The organism is Neisseria sp. Dent CA1/247, from assembly GCF_022870825.1.
Classification (GTDB): domain Bacteria; phylum Pseudomonadota; class Gammaproteobacteria; order Burkholderiales; family Neisseriaceae; genus Neisseria; species Neisseria zoodegmatis.
Genome location: NZ_CP091522.1, coordinates 65,884 through 84,652, shown reverse-complemented (window position 1 = coordinate 84,652; position 18,769 = coordinate 65,884). Strand labels below are relative to the sequence as shown.

The following is an 18,769-nucleotide window of genomic DNA, read 5'->3' as shown; positions in this document are numbered from 1 at the left end:
CTCAGATAACTTTCGCTTCGTTTTTCAGTTTTTCAACCAGCTCGGCAACGCTGCCGACTTTGATACCGGCTTGCCGTTGTTTAGGCTCTGCCACTTTAACCACATTCAATCTCGGCTGAATATCGACATTTAAATCCGCAGGCGCAAGTTTTTCCAAAGGTTTTTTCTTTGCCGCCATGATATTAGGCAGTTTTACGAAACGCGGCTCATTCAAACGCAAATCCGTGCTAATCACAGCCGGAAGTTTTAAGGCAACGGTTTCTTCGCCGCCATCAATTTCACGGGTTACCAATACTTCGCCATCAGCCAACTCTACTTTGCATGCAAAAGTACCTTGGGGAGCATTCAATAAAGCGGCCAGCATTTGGGCAGTTTGGTTGGCATCATCATCAATGGCCTGTTTACCCAGTAACAGCAGTTGCGGTGCTTCTTTTTCTGCAACCGCTTTCAATAATTTAGCCACGGCAAGCGGCTCGAGCTTGGCTTCGGTTTCAACGTGGATGGCGCGATCCGCACCCATAGCCAAAGCTGTGCGCAAGGTTTCTTCGCATTTTTTACCGCCCAAAGAAACAGCTACGATTTCGCTGATTTTCCCGGCTTCTTTCAAACGTACCGCTTCTTCAACGGCGATTTCGTCAAACGGATTCATCGACATCTTTACGTTGCCGATGTCCACATCAGAGCCGTCGGCTTTTACACGGACTTTTACGTTGTAATCCACCACTCTTTTTACAGCCACCAAAGCTTTCATGAATACTCCTTCATCAAGCCGGATTGTTCATACGGCAAGAAAATCAATAAACGGTTTTTATAAAAAATCTTACTTGAAGCTTTCTTATAAAAACAGCCTGAACCGATTTTCTTTATAAAGTTCTCGCAAACACTTTTTGAGCATAAGCAGCCGTTTTATAACGATTTTACGTCTGCCATTATACCCGACATCCCATTTAAGCGTTTAAACCTTCTTCGCCGACCAAGCAATCTTAAATCCCGTATCGGCAATATTTTTCAGACGGCCTCATCCTTACGCTGAACACAAACACGCAAAGCTTGATACACGTCTTCCACCGAAGGAATACGGCCGGCATTTCCTAGATTAACCGCCCAATCGGAAGGTTGCACACCTGTTTTGGCAGGGTCTGTATCCGTATAAATACCAACCACAGGCTTATCCAAAGCATTGGCCAAATGCAGCAAGCCTGTATCTACGCCGATCACACCCACAGCATGTTTCAACAAATAGGCAGCCTGAAGCAGATTCAGTTTATCGCACACTTTCGCAAAAGGCAGTTTTGCAGCAATGTGTTCTGCCCGCAGCTTCTCCGTTTCATTTCCCCACGGCAGATAAACAAGAAAACCGTCATCATCGTGGAGCTTTTGCAGCAATGCTATCCAATGCTCAAGCGGCCATAGTTTACTGTCGCGGCTGGTTGCATGAAGGGCGACATAATATTGTGGCGCCAAACCTTCCAGCTTGCCTTCCGGCGGCACAACCAAGCCGAAACGCTGTTCAGACGGCATCGTATAGCCAAACGCTTGCGCAAACAAAGCACGGTTTCGCCAAACCGCATTTCGACCTTTAGGCACGGCATAGGTTTGGTTATACATCAAAGCCGCCCAGCGCTCACGGGCGCTGCCGAAATCCAACCCCTTAACAGGTGTATTGGCCCCTTTGGCAAAGACCGCACTCTTCATCAAGCCTTGACTATCCAACACAAAATCAAAGCGTTGCTGCTGAAGATCATTTTTCAGACGGCCTATTTCTTGCCAAACAGAATATTGCGTCAGCTCTTTGCGCCATTGCCGCCAGCGCATTATGTGTACGTTTTTCACAAAAGGGTGCAAGCGGGCAATATCGGCAAAACCCGCCTCGCTCAGCCAATGCAATTCCACATCAGGACGCATCCGTGACAAATCATCCACCGCAGGAAGCGTGTGGATCAAGTCACCCATACTGGACAGCCTTACCAGCAAAACTTTCATCTCTCCACCCAACCTTTAAACAGATGTTCCACGTGAAACATGACGCAATAAAATATAAGCTATTGTTTCTTAATATAATCTGAAATTGCATCTGCGTTTTCAAGCACGATCGCACCGGCATCCATCATTTCGTTCCACGCCGATTCTACGGTTTCCGGCGCAATGCCGCGACACGCAGCGGCGTTAACCACAACCTGCCAGCTGCCGCCTTCGATTAACTGTAAAACCGTTGTTTTCACACAATAATCGGTAGCCAATCCGCCAACGATTACCATCGTCGTGCCTTTACTGTGCAGCCATTCCAGCAAGCCCGTACTCAGCTTTTGGCCGATATCGTGAAAACATGCGCCATAAGGATGAAACTCAGGGTCCACGCCTTTCCACACGCAATAATCATAGTCTTTTGCAGCGGGCAGGCCGTCAAGCAATTCATAGCCTTTCGTGCCGACGATGGCGTGCGGCACCCAAGTCAAATCCGCTTCCGGCATTCCGGTCGGCTTCAGCATATCGGCCGCATCCCGCACAATCCATTTGGCAGACGGGCTGTGTGCGTCTTTCGTCATCACACGCAAATCCGCCAGTACAGCTTGGGCATTCAACTCCGCCACAATCGTATCGCCTTCCACCACAGGCAACTCATCGGGGCACAACGGGGAAAACGTTTTTTGCGCGTCAACGTCTATCGACACAATCATATTTATGCTCTCAATCCTTAAAGGCAGCCGTCATTATAACAAAGGCCGTCTGAAACCGATAACAGTGTTATCATAACTGCCTTTCAACGCCTTTCAGACGGCATCTATGCAATATACCATCACGCCCATCGCCATCGTCCGCTCCCCATACAAACAGAAATTCGGCGTCGCCCGCCAGCCCGGATTAGTGCCTGCCGCCACCGTCTGCATCGAATTAAACGACACATTTAATGCCGACAGCGTGCGCGGTTTGGAAGCATTTGATTATGTGTGGATAAGCTTTATTTTTCACGGCGTTTTGGAAGAAGGCTGGTCGCCGTTGGTACGCCCCCCGCGCTTGGGCGGCAAACAAAAAATGGGCGTCTTTGCCACACGCAGCCCGCACCGCCCCAACCATCTCGGCCTGTCGCTTCTCAAATTGGAACGCATCGAAACCGGCAAACCTGTGCGCCTGTATTGCAGCGGCGCCGACTTGCTCGACAACACCCCCGTTATCGACATCAAACCCTACATTCCCTTTGTCGAAGCCAAGCCCGATGCTGCCGGCGGTTTCGCCAATGTCAAACCCGAAGAACTCAACGTCATCTGGCATGACGACTGCCAACATTCCCTGCTGACACCCGCCGAGAAAAGCCTGATCAGCCAAAGCATCGCTCAAGACCCGCGCCCCGCCTATCAAGACATTCCCGACCGCATTTATGTAATGCAAATCGCCCGATATGAAGTGAAATTCCAAATCCAAGGCAACCAAGCAGTTGTACTTGCCGTTCTGCCTATATAGTAAGCAAAGGCCGTCTGAAATCAGTTTTCAGACGGCCTCTATCATTCAATACAATCGTAACTTTTATCTACAATTAACAGCATTAAAACGAAGATAACGGTTTAAACCGGTTTATCGATCAACGACCGCACTTCGTTTGCGCCGCTTTCAAAACCTCATCCAGTTTCTTCGCCGTGATTTCGCCCAATACCGCCTGTTTGTAGCCGCATTTCGGCGCTTCCACCACCGTAAAAGGCAGCCCGCCCACGGTATTGCCAAACTCCTTCATAAAGCCGCGGCTGTCTTTGCCGGCATAACGCCAAATAGGGTAGCTGACCGGCGTTTGCTTGAGGAACTTGCCGATATTGTCGCTGCTGTCCAGCGCAATGCCCACCATATCCACGCTGCCTTTTTTCTGTTTTTTGTACCAGGCCGACATTTCCGGCATTTCTTTGCGGCAAGGGCCACACCAAGTTGCCCACAAATTGATAATCCGCACCGGAGCTTTTAAAGAAGCCGTACTTTGCGGCGCCGTGCCGTTCCAACTCTGCAAATCAGCCGCAACCGCATGGCTGCCGGTCATAGCAGCCATCGCCAGCAAAAACGCATATACCTTTTTCATTTCTGCACCTTATCAAAATTAAACCGCCATTATTTTATGCTTTTCAGACGGCCTCAGGCACAAGACAAATTGTAAAGCTTGGTTTACAATCAGAAAACCGATGAAAATCCGAGGAACTGCCATGCAAGAAGCCGTTACACTTTACCATAACAACCGTTGCAGCAAATCGCGTGCCGCACTCGCCCTGTTACAAGTCCGCGGTTTGAAAACCAAAGTGGTCAACTATCTCGACACGCCGCCTTCATTTGAAGAATTAAAAAGCATTTTCAAACAATTAGGCGCAGACTCACCCCGCAGCATGATGCGCGTGAAAGACGCGCTCTACCAAGAATTGAATTTAAACAATCCCGACTTAACCGACGACCAACTGCTCCAAGCCATCGCCGAACATCCCGCTTTGCTGGAACGCCCCATCGCCGTTGTCGGCAACAAAGCAGCCGTAGGCCGCCCGCTTGAAAACATTGAAGCCCTATTGTAAACACCCTCCGGCCGCCAGGCAGAGGCATCCGGCAAGCAAGCCGAAAACCTTATGAGCATACCGATTTTCCGAAGCCGCAACGGCTTACGCTACCACCTGCTGCACGGCATCATGCTGAGCCTGCTGCTGGTGCTGTTTTCGTTTGCCTGCTGTATTTGGTCGGTTTACCACACCGGCAACCAAACCCTGCCCGCCGGCGTGCGCGCCGATGCCGCCGTTGTGCTCGGCGCGGCCGCATGGGACAAACGCCCCTCGCCGGTGTTCCAAGAGCGCATCAATCACGCCATCGCCCTGTATCAAAGCAAACGCGTGGAAAAACTCGTGTTCACCGGCGGCACGCCCAAAAAAGGCTTCATGACCGAAGCGGAAGTCGGCCGCCGCTACGCTATCAAACAAGGCGTGCCCGCGCACGACATCCTCTTTGAAAACACCTCGCGCAACACATACGACAACCTCTACAACATCGTTCCACTGCTGCGCGACAACGGCATCCGCACCATCATCATCGTCAGCGACCCCTACCACACCGCCCGGGCCGCCGCCATTGCCAAAGACCTCGAACTAAACGCCGCTGTGTCCGGCACACCCACCAGCCGCTACACCGCCTCGCAGAAAAAAACCAAATTTCTCTTTCAAGAAAGCTACGCCCTGTTTCTCTACTACGCAGAGCACTGGGGCAACAGCGTCTTACGCTTCTTCGGTTTGAGGTAAACGCCAAATATCAATAAAAGGCCGTCTGAAAAATCACTTTCAGACGGCCTCATACCATTAAAGCGGGCAATAGAATCAGTTCCGCGCTATATCTACTATCTGCGGCTTACTGCCTTGTATCCAAAATAAACTTATTTGCCACAGGCCAATGCAAAAAATTGAAACCGGCAAGCCAATAAACATGATTGAAGGCCGTCTGAAAATGTTCAGACGGCCTTCAATGCAACTTCATCATTTAATAACGCAATCACGAAATACGTTCGATTTTCGCGCCCACTTTGCCGAGTTTGGTTTCGATATGCTCGTAACCGCGGTCGAGGTGGTAGATGCGCTCAACGATGGTTTCGCCGTCGGCCACCAAGCCCGCCATCACCAAGCTGGCGGAAGCGCGCAGGTCGGTGGCCATCACGGTAGCGCCGGACAATCTTTCCACGCCTTTCACAATAGCGGTATTGCCTTCGGCGGTGATGTTCGCGCCCATACGGTTCAACTCGGGCACGTGCATGAAGCGGTTTTCAAAAATGGTTTCCACCACCTTGCCGGTGCCTTCGGCGATGGCATTCATCACCATAAACTGTGCCTGCATGTCGGTGGGGAAACCGGGGTGGACAACGGTGCGGATATCGACGGCTTTGGGGCGTTGCTGCATGTCGATGGAAATCCAGTCGTCGCCCGCTTCGATAACGGCACCGGCTTCCACCAGCTTATCCAGCACCACTTCCATGGTTTTCGGTGCGGCGTTGCGCAACACCACTTTGCCGCCGGTCATGGCGACGGCACACAGAAAAGTGCCTGCTTCAATGCGGTCGGGCACGACGCTGTACTCGCAGCCGTGCAATTCTTTCACGCCTTCGACGGTCATGGTCGACGTGCCGATACCACTGATTTTCGCACCCATTTTGACCAAGCATTCGGCCAAATCCACCACTTCGGGCTCGATGGCACAGTTTTCCAAAATGGTGGTGCCTTCGGCCAAAGTAGCGGCCATCAGCAGGTTTTCGGTGCCGCCCACGGTAACCACATCCATCACCACGCGCGCACCTTTCAGACGGCCTTTGGCTTTCACGTAGCCGTGTTCGATGGTGATTTCCGCGCCCATTGCTTCCAAGCCTTTCAAGTGTTGGTCGACGGGGCGCGAACCGATGGCGCAGCCGCCGGGCAAACTCACTTGGGCTTCGCCGAAACGCGCCAACGTAGGGCCGAGCACCAAAATCGAAGCGCGCATGGTTTTGACCAATTCATACGGAGCAACGGTGTTGTTGACCGTGCCGCCGTTGATTTCAAATTCGTGCACATTGTCGGTCAGCACGCGCGCACCCATGCCTTGCAGCAGTTTTTGGGTAGTTTTCACGTCGCGCAGCATGGGTACATTTTTCAGGCGCAAAGTGCCTGCGGTGAGCAAGCCTGCGCACATCAGCGGCAGGGCGGCGTTTTTTGCGCCGGATACGGTGATTTCGCCGTTTAACGGGCCGTTGGCGGAGATTTTGAGTTTATCCACAGTGGTTCTTTCGGTAATCAACACCGGCACATGCAATTTGAAAATCAGAGCCGATGCGGTCAGTGTATCAAATCAATATAAAAATAAACGTGCAATTATAAAGTATTCCGGCTGATTCAAATATGGCTCGGTAACGTTTGACAGGCAGGTTTTTGGTAAAAATATACTTGCATTAAGCAAAAGATTGCTGTTTTTATCTGTATATCTCTTTTAAATAAAAGCATCGTAAGTTTTGTATGGGTCTGCCATAAATTTTTAAACAGGCCGTCTGAAACACCAGCATTTCAGACGGCCTCATTCAAATGATTCGGAAGCGCAACAATGATTATTTCTGCTTCGGCCTAAACGCCTTGCATACGGCCTCGTCGGTTTCGATAAAGGCACCGCCGATCAGGTCTATGCAGTAGGGAATGGCGCTAAATAAGCCGTGCACTTTGATGTTGCCTTCTTCATCGCGCACGCCGCCGAGGGTTTCGGCGATGGCTTTGGGGCGGCCGGGGAGGTTGACGATCAGGCATTTGCCGCGGATGCCGGCGGTTTGGCGGGAAAGGATGGCGGTAGGCACATAGTAGAGGCTGATTTGGCGCATCTGTTCGCCGAATCCGGGCATTTCTTTGTCGATGACGGCCAATGTGGCTTCGGGCGTGATGTCGCGCGGGGCGGGGCCGGTGCCGCCGGTGGTAAAGATGATGTCGCAGCCGTCGGTATCGGCCATGCGGCATAGGGCGGCTTCGATGGCGGTTTGGTCGTCGGGAACCAGTGCTTCGGCAAAGTTAATCGGGTTGTTGACGGCGGCCTGCAACCATGTTTTGAGTGCGGGGATGCCTTCGTCTTGATATACGCCGCTGCTGGCGCGGTCGCTGGCGGACAGCAGGCCGATTCTGACGGTGTCGAGTATATGGTTCATTTTGTGAAAGCTCCTTTTCAGACGGCCTGCGGGGGTTTGTAACCCAACGTGCCTGGATATTTGTGCCTTACAAATCTACCAAAAGGCGGCGGATTTTCTCTATGGCGCTGCGGTTTTCTACACTGCATGAGTCGGCGCTGCCGCCGTTGCCGGTAAAGCAGCCGATGCCGGTAACGCCGCAGAGGTGTACATACGGCAAGCCGAGTTCGCGGGCCAATACGGCTTCGGGCATGCCGGTCATGCCGATGATGTCGGCGCCGTCTTCGCGGTAGCGGCGCACTTCGGCGCGTGTGGGCAGGCGCGGCCCTTGAATACAGGCGTAAACGGCTTTGTCGTACACCGGCGTACCGTGGCTGGCGGCGTGTTCCAATACGGCTTGGCGCAGTGCGTTGTCGTAGGGGAACGAGAAATCTATGTGCACAACCGCTTGAGATTGTCCTTCAAAAAAGGTGCTGCTGCGGTTGAAGGTGTAGTCGATCAAATCGTCGGGCACCACCAGAGAACCCGGCTCGAAGTCTTCGCTCAAGGCGGCAACGGAAGCGACGGAGATAATGCTGTCCGCACCGACGGAATGCAGCGCCCAAATATTGGCGCGGTAGTTGATTTCATGCGGGGCGAGCGAATGGCTTAAGCCGTGGCGGGCGAGGAACACGATGTCGCTGCCGCCCAGTTTGCCAAACAGCAAAGGGCTGCTGGTCAGGCCGTAGGGCGTGCGCACGATGCGGCGGTGGTTGATGTGGAGTTCGGGCAGGCGGGTCAGGCCGCTGCCGCCGATAACGGCTATCATGGCGGAATCCGTAGGTAGAAATGAAAGGGCTTTATTGTAAGGGATTAGCCTGCCGATGTGTGTGTTCGCGCCGATATATCGCCAATAAACTTGCGGTTGGTGCTACAAGCAATAAGGTCGAGACCTTTGCACCCCCCATCTGCGGCGCATTTCTGCGTTGTGCGCTGCCCGCTCGTTTGCCTATCTATATGCAAATAATGAGGCCGTCTGAATTTTTTCAGACGGCCTCAAAACGATGTTGCGCCGTTTAAGCGCGGGAATGCGTTCTCTTATGAAGCTGATACACCGCCAAGCCCAGCACCAAGCCCCAAAATGCACTGCCGATGCCAAAGAGCGTCATCCCCGAAGCAGAAGCCAACAGCGTTACCAACGCCGCCTCACGGGCAGTATCGTCTTGCCATGCGCCACTGAGATTGGCTTGCAGCGTACTGAAAATCGCAATGCCCGCCAGCGCCGCCAGCAATTCGGGCGGCAACACGTTGAACAGCGCTACCGTCATCCCGCCCGCCGCCGCAATCAGCAGATAAAGCACGCCCAACAGCACGGTAGATAAATAACGTTTGTCGGGATTTTTATCGACATCGCCGCCCATACAGATGGCGGAGCTGATGGCCGCAAGATTGATCATAAACGCGCCCAAAGGTGCGGTGAACACCGTGGCCGCAGCGCTGCTTTCCACCAGCGGGCGAGCAGGCGTTTGGTATCCGTAAGCACGCAGCACCGCCATACCCGGCACGTTTTGCGTGGCCAGCGAAGCGATAAACAGCGGCACGCTCACGCTGATAATGTGTCCCACATGCCAGCCCGGCCACACCCATTCAAGCACCGGGTTTTGCCACACCAGTTTGTCGGTAGCAAGCAACCCCGCCCAAGCCGCATAGCCGAAACCGGTAACCAACATCAGCAAAATACTGTAACGCGGCAAGCGGATTTTGCTCAAAAAATACACCGCCAACATCATCAACACCAGCACGGTTTGATGCTCCATCGCCCCAAACACCTTGCTGCCGAAGTTAATCAAAATCCCCGCCAGCATCGCCGCCACCAGCGAGGCTGGAATCATTCTGACCAAGCGGTCAAACCAGCCCGTAGCCGACACCATCCACATCGCCGCTGCCGCCGCGATAAAACCGGCCACCGCATCCTGCATCGGAATCCCCGACACACCGGCCAACACCGCCGCGCCCGGCGTGCACCACGCAATCATCACCGGCGCTTTATAACGGATACTCAAAACAATGGTGAGTATGCCGCACATCAAGCTCAAAGAAGTGAACCACGAAATAATCTGATTCTGCGACGCACCAAAAGCCGACGCCGCCTGATAAATAATCACCGCAGCGCTGCCGTAAGAAACCAGCAATGCCGCCAGCGCGGCGGAAAGGTGGGCGGCAGTAAAATCAGAAAAACGGGGCATGATGTGTCGGGTGTGATGGTTAACGGAAAGGGCTATAACATTAACATAAGCCGCTGCCTTTGCCCAATAGCGGGCAGGGGGAAATAGATTTTTAGCGAAGCTCACTAAGCTTGCTTTCAGACGGCCTTCAAGATACATGCAGGCCGGATTCTTGGATCCGACATCATTACAGGCTGCGCCCGTTTATCGATTCATATACACGGCTGCTTTCAAACTGCCCAGTTCTCCAACCTTAACCCCGCTACCCGCTCAAATTCCCGCAGATTATTGCTGACCAATATCAAACCGCGGCTGCGGGCATGGCCGGCAATCAGAACATCATAGTGTCCGATTGGCGTGCCTTTCCGGGCAAGATCAGCACGGATTTCCGCAGCATGGGCAGCAGCAGTTTCATCAAAATTCAATACTTCCAATCGTGCCGCCATACCTTCAATTAAGGCTAGAGATTTGGCCGGATTGCTTGATTTTTCAGCACCATACAGCAGCTCGGTCAGCACAATGCTGCTGATACACATATGATGCTGATGTTGTTGGAACTTTTCGCGCACTGCTGCGGGATTGTTTTTAATCGTGTAAATGCAGATATTGGTATCAAGCATATAGCGAAGCATGGTTAGAAACTCTCCCGCTCGGCTTGAAAACTAGGCTCGCGGTCAGGAAAGTCGGCTTGCGGCAATTGTGCAAACCAATCGTCCCATAAGTTTTCACTGGGCGTGAGCAGGCGCGATTTTCCCAATACGACCACCTCCACTTTTTTCACATCATCGGGAAAAGCTACTGCTTTAGGCAGACGCACGGCTTGGGTTTGATTGCTTTTAAAAAGAGTCGCTTGAGCCATGATAGATACTCCTTGTAGATACATATACGGGCAAGTGTAACACGGTTTGCTTCGTAGAATGGAGTAGTTTTTCTTAGATGTGCCTATCGGGGATGTCAATTCCATTCCAAAACTGAGCCACAGTTGTGGTCTAAAATTGAGCCACCCTATGAGCGGTGTTTCATCCGGTAAGAATCATTGCCCGTCTCAAAAATATCACAGCAATAAGTCAGGCGGTCCAGTAAAGCACCCGTCATCTTTTCATCCATAAACAGTTTCACCCATTCGCTAAAGGCCAAATTGGTTGTCATGACAACACTCGTCCTTTCATGCAGTTGGCTCATCAGATGAAACAGCAGCGCACCGCCTTTCTGACTAAACGGCAGATACCCCAACTCATCAAGAATCAACAAATCGTACCGACATTGCTGCTCGGTCAGTTTCAGACGGCCTTCGTCTTTGTCTGCTTCCAATTTGTTGACCAAGTCCAGTACATTCCAAAAACGTACCCTAAATCCTTGTGTCGCCGCTTCGATACCCAATGCTGTGGCAATATGCGTTTTGCCCGTACCCGGTCCGCCTACCAACACCACATTACGCTTCTGTCTGATATAGTCCCCGCCCAAAAGCAGTTCCAATGCCGGACGGTGTATCAAACTCTGCTCAAAATCGAAGTCGGCCAAACTGCGGTGTTGCGGAAACCTTGCCTGGCTAATCCGGTTTTGGATACTCCTTGCGGTTTTGGCTATATGTTCGGCAGTCAACAACCGCTCCAGAATATCCAGCGTACCCCGTTTGCGACGGATGCCGTCCACTACGATTTCATCCCACTGCTCCGCCATCGCACCGAGTTTCAATTCTTTCAACAGTCCGGCCAGACGTTCATGCTGCATGATGCTTCTCCTTCATCGTATCCGTTTGTTTGCCCGACAGACTCAGTAAGCGGTCATAACGGCTGCAATCAACTGACGGCGGGACGGTAAGCGGGATGTCCCTAATATGGAAACGGGGTGGAGGCGGTTCTTTCAGACGGTTGATGATGTTCAAGACTGCCTCCGGAGTCGGCATACCTTCGTCCAATGCCAATTCCGCTGCCGTCAATGCCAAGTCGGCATCGTATTCGGCCATCAGGTTCAGCAGTTTGACCATTACCCGGTCTCCTTTGGGCTGCTTAAGCAAACAGGCTTTCAGACGCTCTATGACGGGCGGCAGTACCCAGCCGATAAAAGCCCTGCCGTCTCTTAACGCTCCGGGTTTCTTTTGCAGATAGGGCAAAAAATGCCAAGGGTTATAGCTGATGCCGTCTTTCACAAAGCTGCGCGGATGTTCGGCAATACAGTCGGTATCGCTACAAAAGCGGACAGTCTGTGCGCCGATATAAACCCTAACCGTATTGCCCGCCCATTCGACCGGTACGCTGTAACGGTGGCGTTCGACGGTAACCAAAGATTGGTTGCTGACTTTGAGTATCTCCAAACGTTCTGCCGGATAGGGACGGAAAGCAGCCAACGAATGCTTCTCCCTTTCCCATATGTCGTTAACCGGCTGCCTGTATTCGGGATGTTTGTGCTGCCGCATCAGCCGCAGGCATTGCTGTTGCAGGTAGTCGTTGAGAGAGGTAAAGGAATCAAAAGCCAAAGTCGGCTTGAACAATCTTTCGCGCAGGTGGCGTATCTGCCGCTCGACCTGGCCTTTCTCCCAGCCGGAAGCCGGGGTACAGGCAACCGGTTCAATGAGAAAGTGGGTCATCATCTGTAAAAACTGTGCGTTAAACTCTCTCTCCTTGCCTTTGCCGATGCGGGTAACGGCGGTCTTCATATTGTCGTAGATACCGCGGGCAGGTACGCCGCCGAAGAAAGCGAATGCGCGGTTGTGCGCATCCATCAACATGTCGGCTTTCTGATTGGGATAAGCACAAACGAAAAAAGCCCTGCTGTGGCATAAGCGGAAATGAGCGATATTTACCTTAACGGTCTGTCCGGCCAAACAAACGGTTTCGATACTCCAGTCAAACTGATAAGCATCACCCGGAGCAAAAGCCTGAGCCATAAAGACCGGAACCGGCTTGGGTTGGTGCTGTTGGCGGAATTTGCGGATAAATACGGCAACGGCGCTGTACTGTCCGGCATAACCGGCATCTTTGAGGCGTTCGAAATGTCGACGGGCAGAAAGGTGTTGCTGTTTGGGCAGCCGGGCTTCTTGGAGCAACTGTTGGGTCAACACGTCAAGAAAAGGACCGAGCTTGGGGTAATGGGTTTGTTCTCTGCGGTAGACGGGGGGTTCGACTGTGGCGTGCTGCAGATATTTGGCGACTGTATTGCGGGAGAGTTTGAGTTGTTTGGCGATTTCACGTTGTGAGAGTTTCTGTCGGTGAAAAAGCCGGTGCACTTTTGCGATGGTTTCCATGCATAACATCCAGGTTGGGCTCCGCTGTGTGATAGAGCGGAGCAGTTTATAACAAACGGAGAGTGGCTCACTTTTGGAGCACAACTCCCCGTTTCCCTGGCTCAGTTTTGCACGATATTTAACAAGGTTGTTTGTAATTTTGAAAATGAACTTGTAAAGTTGATCTTCCTGTTCACTTGAAAGTTTATATATTTTTTGAAATATAAAATCCCGGTATTTACACACAGTATCATTTTGAACTGTACGCAAATACCGGGTTATTTTATTGCTATTTAGGCTATGTTTAAGCGGTTAGCTAGAATGAATTACACATTGCCTTTCAGTACGACGCGGCTGTTCCATGTGCCGATGTGGCATTCGTATTGGTCGCCGCCGACGGTTTTTTTGTCGAAGTAGCTGACTACGCGTACGGATTTGCTGTTATGGCGTTGGGCGGTGGATTGGAAGCGTTTTACCGCGCTCAAGAAAGCGCGTTGGCAGGTTTCTTCCGGTGTTTTGCCTACGGCATTGGCTATTTGGCGTGAAACAAGGGTTTTGCCGCCTACGTTGCCGTAGCTTACGCGGATGTTGGGGTTGAGTACTTCTTTGGCTTCGCTTGAATTCAGTGCGGCGCGTGCGGAACACATGTAAACATCGTTTTTGCCTTTGTTGTTGATTTTACGGCCTTCGCCCATGCTGCGGCACGAACCGCTGACGGCGGGGCTTTGGGCTTGTGCTTGGTTTTCGTTGGAAGGTGCGGAATGGTTGGCGCAGGCAGACAGGGCAAGGGCTGCGGCACCGGTGAGCAGCAATGCAGAAAAACGTTTGTTCATCATGATGATTCCTTTTGGTTATTTTTGGTTTAACAAGTGTAGCTCTTTCATTATACTGGTTTTTTGTAAAGGCGTATGTGTAAAAGGCTTATAAATCCAGCACCATTACCGAAACCGTTTCGCCGTTCACTTCGCGTTTGTCGGTTTCCTGCCAGCCGTAGCGGGCGTAAAGCGGCTGCATGTCGGGGGTGTAGAGATAGAGTTTGTCGATTTCCAACAGCTGCGCCGCCTGCAAACAGGTTTTTACCAATGCGCCGCCGGCACCGCAGCCGCGGTGTTCGGGCATCACGAACACGCCGCCCAGCCAGTAGCGCTCTTCGGGGTAATGCCGCAAATCGTATTCTTTCAACGAAGCCGAGCCGAGCAATGCGCCAAAGCTGTTTTCGGCCATCCACACTTTGGGCAGCGTGTCGGCTGTTAGGGCATGGCGATAGCGGTCGAGGATTTTCTGCATATCGCTCCACGGCGCGAAATCGTGCCATTCGGTGTAAAGCGCACGGGCGAGCGCGTCGATGTGGTGGGGGCATTGGTTTAGGGGTTTGATATGGATGGTCATGGCGGAGTGCTTCGGGAGGCCGTCTGAAAACATGATTATACGTTCAGCGTAATCTATTGTAATCATGACACAAATCAACCGTTCAAGTTTCGCGCCTTTACCGCTTTTGCCGCTTCCCGCATAATGCGGCTGATTGGCTTTATTTTATTCAGACAAGGAAACCGACATGGCATTTTTGAAACTGACCGAACAAAACGTACAAGGCAAAACCGTTTTAATCCGTGCCGATATGAATGTGCCGTTTAAAGACGGCAGCATCAGCGACGACACCCGTATCCGTGCATCGCTCGCGTCGATTCAATACTGCTTGGACAACGGCGCATCGGTGATTGTGATGTCGCATCTGGGCCGCCCCACCGAAGGCGAATTCAATCCGGAAGACGACGTGGCTCCGGTTGCCGCCCACTTGGGCAAATTGTTGGGCAAAGAAGTCAAAGTGTTGAACGACTGGCGCGAAAACAAACCCGTTTTGGCGGCAGGCGAAGTGGCCATGCTGCAAAACGTGCGCATCAACAAAGGCGAAAAGAAAAACGATTTGGAATTGGGTAAAGCCTATGCCGCGTTGTGCGATGTCTTTGTGAACGACGCCTTCGGCACCGCCCACCGCGCCCAAGCCTCTACCGAAGCCGTGGCCCAAGCCGCACCGGTGGCATGCGCCGGCGTGTTGATGGCAAACGAGTTGGACGCATTGAGCAAAGCCCTCAAAGAGCCCGCCCGCCCCTTGGCGGCGATTGTGGCCGGCAGCAAAGTATCGACCAAACTCACCATTCTCGAGAGCTTGGTCGATAAAGTCGACCAATTGATCGTCGGCGGCGGCATCGCCAACACCTTCCTGCTGGCTGCAGGCAAACCCATCGGCAAATCGCTGGCCGAGCATGATTTGGTGGAAGAATCGAAAAAAATCATGGAAAAAATGGCAGCCAAAGGCGGCGTGGTTCCGCTGCCGACCGACGTAGTGGTGGCCAAAGCGTTTGCCGCCGATGCCGAAGCGACGGTAAAAAATATCGACGATGTGGCCGAAGACGACATGATTCTCGACATCGGCCCGCAATCCGCCGCAGCCTTGGCCGAAGCGCTGAAAAAAGCCGGCGCGGTGGTGTGGAACGGCCCCGTGGGTGTGTTCGAGTTCGACCAATTCGCCGGCGGCACCGAAGTGCTGGCGAAAGCGATTGCCGACAGCAGCGCCTTCTCGATTGCCGGCGGCGGCGACACTTTGGCGGCGATTGCCAAGTTTGGCATCACCGATCAAATCAGCTACATTTCCACCGGCGGCGGTGCGTTCCTTGAGTTTTTGGAAGGCAAAGAGCTGCCTGCCGTAGCGGTTTTGGAAAAACGCGCTTAATCTTTCATTGAGTTTTGAGCATTATCGGGGAAAGGCTGTTGGCTTTTCCCCGATTTTTTTGATGTGTTTATCAGTAAACTATTTCAATCTGCTGATCATAAAAAAATTGGGCGTATAATCTCCGGCGCGGTAACGCTTTAATTCAAATGGTTTACAGATTGAGGACGGTTGAAAATGAAAAACGTTTTACTTTACTTGGTACTCGGCACGGCTGCGGCTTTTGCTTCCGCTTCGGAAATCCATATTGCCGAAAAAATTCCTTATCAAGACGAAAGCCGCATTAATCATCGGATTGTTTCCGAATGTACGGAAATCGGCACGGTCTTGTCTGAATCTGTCGTTAAACATGCTGCTGCCAAAGGCTTAAACGTGGTGCGCAGCGCTGCTCCCGAAAATCAGGCCGTTTACGCCAAAATCGAGATCGAATCGGCCATAAGTGCCGGTAGTGCCTTTATCGGCCATTGGAAAGGTATCTCGCTAAGCACTACCCTGTATCAAGATGGCCGGGAAACAGCCCAAAATTCGTTCAAACGGAATTCGACCGGCGGTATGTTCGGCGGTTTCAAAGGCTCATGCTCCGTGCTTTACCGCACCGCCAACGTGTTAGGTAAAGACATTGCGGGCTGGTTGGCTTCGCAAAACCGCCCCTAAGCTGCCCATATGCTCAAGGCCGTCTGAAAACAGGATTTCAGACGGCCTTCTCTATAATCAATGCTAAAATACACCTTTTCTTTTCCAGCGCTTTTCAGACGGCCTCAATGCTCACCGATTTAGAAAAAAACGCCATCCGCGACCATTACCAAAACATTGGCAAAAACCTGCCCAACTTCCGCCCGCGCGCCGCGCAGCGGGAGATGATTGCAGCCATTGCCAATGCCTTTTCGCGCACGCAAACCCGTGCCGAAGGCGAAGAAGCGCCCAAACGCGAAGGCGAGAGCATAGTCGTGATCGAAGGGCCGACCGGCGTGGGCAAAAGTTTGGCTTATCTTTTGGCCGGCGGCATCATGGCGCAAACGCGCGGCAGGCGGCTGATCGTGAGCAGTGCCACCGTTGCCCTGCAAGAGCAGTTGGTCGACCGCGATTTGCCGTTTTTGGTGGAACAAAGCGGTTTGGAATTAACTTTCGCGCTTGCCAAAGGCCGCGGACGCTACCTCTGCCCCTACAAACTCTACCAACTCACCCAAAGCAACGCCCAGCAAAACCTGCTCGGCTTCGAAGCCCCCGCCGTGCTGTGGGACAGCAAACCCAAGCCCGAAGAATTGAAGCTGCTGCGCAACATCGCCGACGAATTCGCCGCCCGCCGCTTCAACGGCGACCGCGACACTTGGCCGGAAAAAATCGACGACACCATCTGGATGAAGGTGAACAACGACAACTACGGCTGCCTCAAAGCCGCCTGCCCCAACCGCCCCGAATGCCCGTTTTACCTTGCCCGCGACACGCTGGAAAACGTCGATGTCGTCGTGGCCAACCACGATTTGCTGATGGTCGATATCAGCATGGGCGGCGGCGTGATTCTGCCCGCCCCCGAAAACAGCTTCTACTGCATCGACGAAGCGCACCACCTGCCCAAAAAAGCCCTGAGCCAGTTTGCTGCCGAGCATTCGTGGAACCAAGCGGTGTGGGCGTTGGAAAAACTGCCCGCCGTTATCGCCAAAATCGCTACCTTAACCGACAAAGCCGAGCTGGCGAACCTTGCCAACGAAGCCGCCGCCGCACTGCTTGAAAGCCTGCATGAATGGCAGTTCCACTTATCCGAAGAGCCGGAATTGAGGCCGTCTGAAAACAACGAATCCGTGTGGCTGTGGCAAGACGGCAAAATTCCCGAAGCGCTCGAATTGGCCGTATCCAACACCGCCATCGCCGCCCGCAGCCTCTACAAACACATCAACAGTCTCAACGACGCTTTGGCCTCCGCCCGCCGCGACAAAGACCAAAACAGCGCCCAAATCGACCGCCTGAGTACCGAATTCGGCGTATTCCGCGCCCGCATCGAGCAAATCACCGCCACATGGGATTTGCTTTCCACCGTACCCGCCGAAGGCGAAGAACCGCTGGCCAAATGGATAACCCGCCGTCTCGACGACAAAAACGACTACTTCTTCCACGCCAGCCCCATCAGCAGCGCATCGTATCTGGCCAACAACCTGTGGCGGCGCGCCGCCGGAGCCGTGCTCACCTCCGCCACCCTGCAATCGCTCGGCAGCTTCAGCCTGATTCTGCGCCAAACCGGCCTGCAATGGCTGCCCGAAACCACTACGCTCGCTCTGCAAAGCCCGTTTGATTTCGACGCGCAAGGCGAATTGTATATCCCGCCCGTACACGCCAGCCCGAAAGACCCCGCCGCGCACACCGCCGCCATCGTCGAATGGCTGCCCAAGCTGATTTCGCCCGCCGAAGCCATCGGCACGCTGGTGCTGTTTTCCTCGCGCAAACAAATGCAGGATGTCGCCCTGCACCTGCCCGAAGACTACCTACCACTTTTGCTCGTGCAAGGCGAATTGCCCAAAGCCGTGCTGCTGCAAAAACACTACCAAGCCATTTCAGACGGCCGCGCCAGCATCATTTTCGGTTTGGACAGCTTCGCCGAAGGACTCGACCTGCCCGGCGAAGCCTGCGTGCAGGTCATCATTGCCAAACTGCCGTTCTCCATGCCCGACAACCCCATCGAAAAAACCCAAAACCGCTGGATCGAGCAGCGCGGCGGTAATCCATTCATCGAAATCACCGTGCCCGAAGCCAGCATCAAACTGGTGCAGGCCGTCGGGCGGCTGATCCGCACCGAGCAAGACTACGGCCGCGTAACCATACTCGACAACCGCGTCAAAACCCAAAACTACGGCCGCCAAATGCTCGCCTGCCTGCCGCCGTTTAAACGGATTGGTTAGGTTGGTTTGGCGTTTAAAGCCGGAGAACCACATGAGGCCGCCTGAAAAAATTTTGCTGTTTTCAGACGGCCTTAAACCAGTATTTCAATT

Annotated in this window: 20 protein-coding genes; 6 read left to right on the top strand and 14 right to left on the bottom strand. The window is 52.9% G+C overall.

Annotation, left to right across the window (positions count from 1 at the left end; all coding sequences use genetic code 11):
- Position 1: 1 nt before the first annotated feature.
- From LVJ85_RS00385 to LVJ85_RS00375, 3 genes are all read right to left on the bottom strand, one after another.
- Entirely contained in the window at positions 2-751 is a 750-nt protein-coding gene (locus LVJ85_RS00385; protein WP_115134060.1) for an electron transfer flavoprotein subunit beta/FixA family protein, read from the bottom strand.
- 257 nt (positions 752-1,008) lie between these two features.
- Positions 1,009-1,983 (bottom strand): lipopolysaccharide heptosyltransferase I, encoded by a 975-nt coding sequence (gene waaC, locus LVJ85_RS00380; RefSeq protein ID WP_244740491.1) that lies wholly within the window; start codon positions 1,981-1,983, stop codon positions 1,009-1,011.
- Positions 1,984-2,042: 59 nt separating this feature from the next.
- Positions 2,043-2,678: a nicotinamidase gene (locus LVJ85_RS00375; protein ID WP_244740489.1), complete on the bottom strand. Its 636-nt coding sequence runs from the start codon at positions 2,676-2,678 to the stop codon at positions 2,043-2,045.
- A 106-nt stretch (positions 2,679-2,784) separates the two neighbouring features.
- Between LVJ85_RS00375 and tsaA the strand changes: the two genes are divergently transcribed.
- Positions 2,785-3,459, top strand: coding sequence for a tRNA (N6-threonylcarbamoyladenosine(37)-N6)-methyltransferase TrmO (tsaA, locus tag LVJ85_RS00370; RefSeq protein WP_244740486.1), 675 nt, complete (start codon positions 2,785-2,787; stop codon positions 3,457-3,459).
- Between the two features lie 118 nt (positions 3,460-3,577).
- Here the strand turns inward: tsaA and LVJ85_RS00365 are convergent, their stop codons facing one another.
- Positions 3,578-4,060, bottom strand: a complete 483-nt coding sequence (locus LVJ85_RS00365; protein WP_244740484.1) for a TlpA disulfide reductase family protein — start codon at positions 4,058-4,060, stop codon at positions 3,578-3,580.
- Between the two features lie 121 nt (positions 4,061-4,181).
- Here LVJ85_RS00365 and arsC point away from each other — a divergent pair, with 121 nt between their 5' ends.
- Positions 4,182-4,538 (top strand): arsenate reductase (glutaredoxin), encoded by a 357-nt coding sequence (gene arsC, locus LVJ85_RS00360; protein WP_085364483.1) that lies wholly within the window; start codon positions 4,182-4,184, stop codon positions 4,536-4,538.
- Between the two features lie 51 nt (positions 4,539-4,589).
- Complete coding sequence (locus LVJ85_RS00355) at positions 4,590-5,249, top strand: YdcF family protein (RefSeq protein WP_244740481.1); 660 nt, start codon at positions 4,590-4,592, stop codon at positions 5,247-5,249.
- Between the two features lie 247 nt (positions 5,250-5,496).
- Here LVJ85_RS00355 and murA read toward each other — a convergent pair whose 3' ends face one another.
- The 10 genes from murA to LVJ85_RS00305 all read right to left on the bottom strand — a co-directional run bounded on the left by murA (position 5,497) and on the right by LVJ85_RS00305 (position 14,449).
- On the bottom strand, positions 5,497-6,747 hold the full coding sequence (murA, locus tag LVJ85_RS00350) for a UDP-N-acetylglucosamine 1-carboxyvinyltransferase (RefSeq protein ID WP_244740479.1): 1,251 nt from the start codon (positions 6,745-6,747) through the stop codon (positions 5,497-5,499).
- Between the two features lie 325 nt (positions 6,748-7,072).
- Entirely contained in the window at positions 7,073-7,654 is a 582-nt protein-coding gene (gene mog / locus LVJ85_RS00345) for a molybdopterin adenylyltransferase (protein WP_244740476.1), read from the bottom strand.
- Positions 7,655-7,721: 67 nt separating this feature from the next.
- The gene (locus LVJ85_RS00340) at positions 7,722-8,441 is read right to left on the bottom strand and encodes an S-methyl-5'-thioinosine phosphorylase (protein ID WP_244740474.1); all 720 of its coding nucleotides are present in this window, start codon (positions 8,439-8,441) and stop codon (positions 7,722-7,724) included.
- Between the two features lie 247 nt (positions 8,442-8,688).
- Positions 8,689-9,858, bottom strand: a complete 1,170-nt coding sequence (locus LVJ85_RS00335) for a benzoate/H(+) symporter BenE family transporter (protein ID WP_244740472.1) — start codon at positions 9,856-9,858, stop codon at positions 8,689-8,691.
- A gap of 209 nt (positions 9,859-10,067) precedes the next feature.
- Positions 10,068-10,469, bottom strand: a complete 402-nt coding sequence (gene vapC / locus LVJ85_RS00330; protein ID WP_115134051.1) for a tRNA(fMet)-specific endonuclease VapC — start codon at positions 10,467-10,469, stop codon at positions 10,068-10,070.
- A gap of 2 nt (positions 10,470-10,471) precedes the next feature.
- Positions 10,472-10,696 carry a type II toxin-antitoxin system VapB family antitoxin gene (gene vapB / locus LVJ85_RS00325; RefSeq protein ID WP_004284447.1) on the bottom strand — a complete coding sequence of 75 codons (225 nt, stop codon included), beginning with the start codon at positions 10,694-10,696 and terminating at the stop codon, positions 10,472-10,474.
- Between the two features lie 146 nt (positions 10,697-10,842).
- Complete coding sequence (gene istB, locus LVJ85_RS00320; RefSeq protein ID WP_370686940.1) at positions 10,843-11,571, bottom strand: IS21-like element helper ATPase IstB; 729 nt, start codon at positions 11,569-11,571, stop codon at positions 10,843-10,845.
- Positions 11,558-13,090, bottom strand: a complete 1,533-nt coding sequence (gene istA / locus LVJ85_RS00315; protein WP_182073206.1) for an IS21 family transposase — start codon at positions 13,088-13,090, stop codon at positions 11,558-11,560. The genes istB and istA overlap by 14 nt, the downstream gene beginning before the upstream one ends.
- 296 nt (positions 13,091-13,386) lie before the next feature.
- On the bottom strand, positions 13,387-13,896 hold the full coding sequence (locus LVJ85_RS00310; protein WP_244740469.1) for a hypothetical protein: 510 nt from the start codon (positions 13,894-13,896) through the stop codon (positions 13,387-13,389).
- Between the two features lie 85 nt (positions 13,897-13,981).
- Entirely contained in the window at positions 13,982-14,449 is a 468-nt protein-coding gene (locus tag LVJ85_RS00305) for a GNAT family N-acetyltransferase (RefSeq protein ID WP_244740467.1), read from the bottom strand.
- Between the two features lie 166 nt (positions 14,450-14,615).
- Here LVJ85_RS00305 and LVJ85_RS00300 point away from each other — a divergent pair, with 166 nt between their 5' ends.
- The 3 genes from LVJ85_RS00300 to dinG all read left to right on the top strand — a co-directional run bounded on the left by LVJ85_RS00300 (position 14,616) and on the right by dinG (position 18,679).
- Entirely contained in the window at positions 14,616-15,791 is a 1,176-nt protein-coding gene (locus LVJ85_RS00300) for a phosphoglycerate kinase (protein WP_244740465.1), read from the top strand.
- A 174-nt stretch (positions 15,792-15,965) separates the two neighbouring features.
- Positions 15,966-16,442, top strand: coding sequence for a hypothetical protein (locus tag LVJ85_RS00295; RefSeq protein ID WP_244740462.1), 477 nt, complete (start codon positions 15,966-15,968; stop codon positions 16,440-16,442).
- A gap of 107 nt (positions 16,443-16,549) precedes the next feature.
- Positions 16,550-18,679, top strand: a complete 2,130-nt coding sequence (gene dinG, locus LVJ85_RS00290) for an ATP-dependent DNA helicase DinG (RefSeq protein WP_244740460.1) — start codon at positions 16,550-16,552, stop codon at positions 18,677-18,679.
- Positions 18,680-18,769 lie beyond the last annotated feature (90 nt).

Coding starts and splice junctions, on each gene's coding strand:
- LVJ85_RS00300 (WP_244740465.1), top strand. CDS start 14,616: ATGGCATTTTTGAAACTGACCGAACAAAACGTACAAGGCAAAACCGTT.
- mog (WP_244740476.1), bottom strand. CDS start 7,654: ATGAACCATATACTCGACACCGTCAGAATCGGCCTGCTGTCCGCCAGC.
- LVJ85_RS00310 (WP_244740469.1), bottom strand. CDS start 13,896: ATGATGAACAAACGTTTTTCTGCATTGCTGCTCACCGGTGCCGCAGCC.
- LVJ85_RS00365 (WP_244740484.1), bottom strand. CDS start 4,060: ATGAAAAAGGTATATGCGTTTTTGCTGGCGATGGCTGCTATGACCGGC.
- vapB (WP_004284447.1), bottom strand. CDS start 10,696: ATGGCTCAAGCGACTCTTTTTAAAAGCAATCAAACCCAAGCCGTGCGT.
- istA (WP_182073206.1), bottom strand. CDS start 13,090: ATGTTATGCATGGAAACCATCGCAAAAGTGCACCGGCTTTTTCACCGA.
- tsaA (WP_244740486.1), top strand. CDS start 2,785: ATGCAATATACCATCACGCCCATCGCCATCGTCCGCTCCCCATACAAA.
- LVJ85_RS00385 (WP_115134060.1), bottom strand. CDS start 751: ATGAAAGCTTTGGTGGCTGTAAAAAGAGTGGTGGATTACAACGTAAAA.
- arsC (WP_085364483.1), top strand. CDS start 4,182: ATGCAAGAAGCCGTTACACTTTACCATAACAACCGTTGCAGCAAATCG.
- LVJ85_RS00340 (WP_244740474.1), bottom strand. CDS start 8,441: ATGATAGCCGTTATCGGCGGCAGCGGCCTGACCCGCCTGCCCGAACTC.
- LVJ85_RS00295 (WP_244740462.1), top strand. CDS start 15,966: ATGAAAAACGTTTTACTTTACTTGGTACTCGGCACGGCTGCGGCTTTT.
- LVJ85_RS00375 (WP_244740489.1), bottom strand. CDS start 2,678: ATGATTGTGTCGATAGACGTTGACGCGCAAAAAACGTTTTCCCCGTTG.
- LVJ85_RS00305 (WP_244740467.1), bottom strand. CDS start 14,449: ATGACCATCCATATCAAACCCCTAAACCAATGCCCCCACCACATCGAC.
- vapC (WP_115134051.1), bottom strand. CDS start 10,469: ATGCTTCGCTATATGCTTGATACCAATATCTGCATTTACACGATTAAA.
- waaC (WP_244740491.1), bottom strand. CDS start 1,983: ATGAAAGTTTTGCTGGTAAGGCTGTCCAGTATGGGTGACTTGATCCAC.
- dinG (WP_244740460.1), top strand. CDS start 16,550: ATGCTCACCGATTTAGAAAAAAACGCCATCCGCGACCATTACCAAAAC.
- LVJ85_RS00355 (WP_244740481.1), top strand. CDS start 4,590: ATGAGCATACCGATTTTCCGAAGCCGCAACGGCTTACGCTACCACCTG.
- LVJ85_RS00335 (WP_244740472.1), bottom strand. CDS start 9,858: ATGCCCCGTTTTTCTGATTTTACTGCCGCCCACCTTTCCGCCGCGCTG.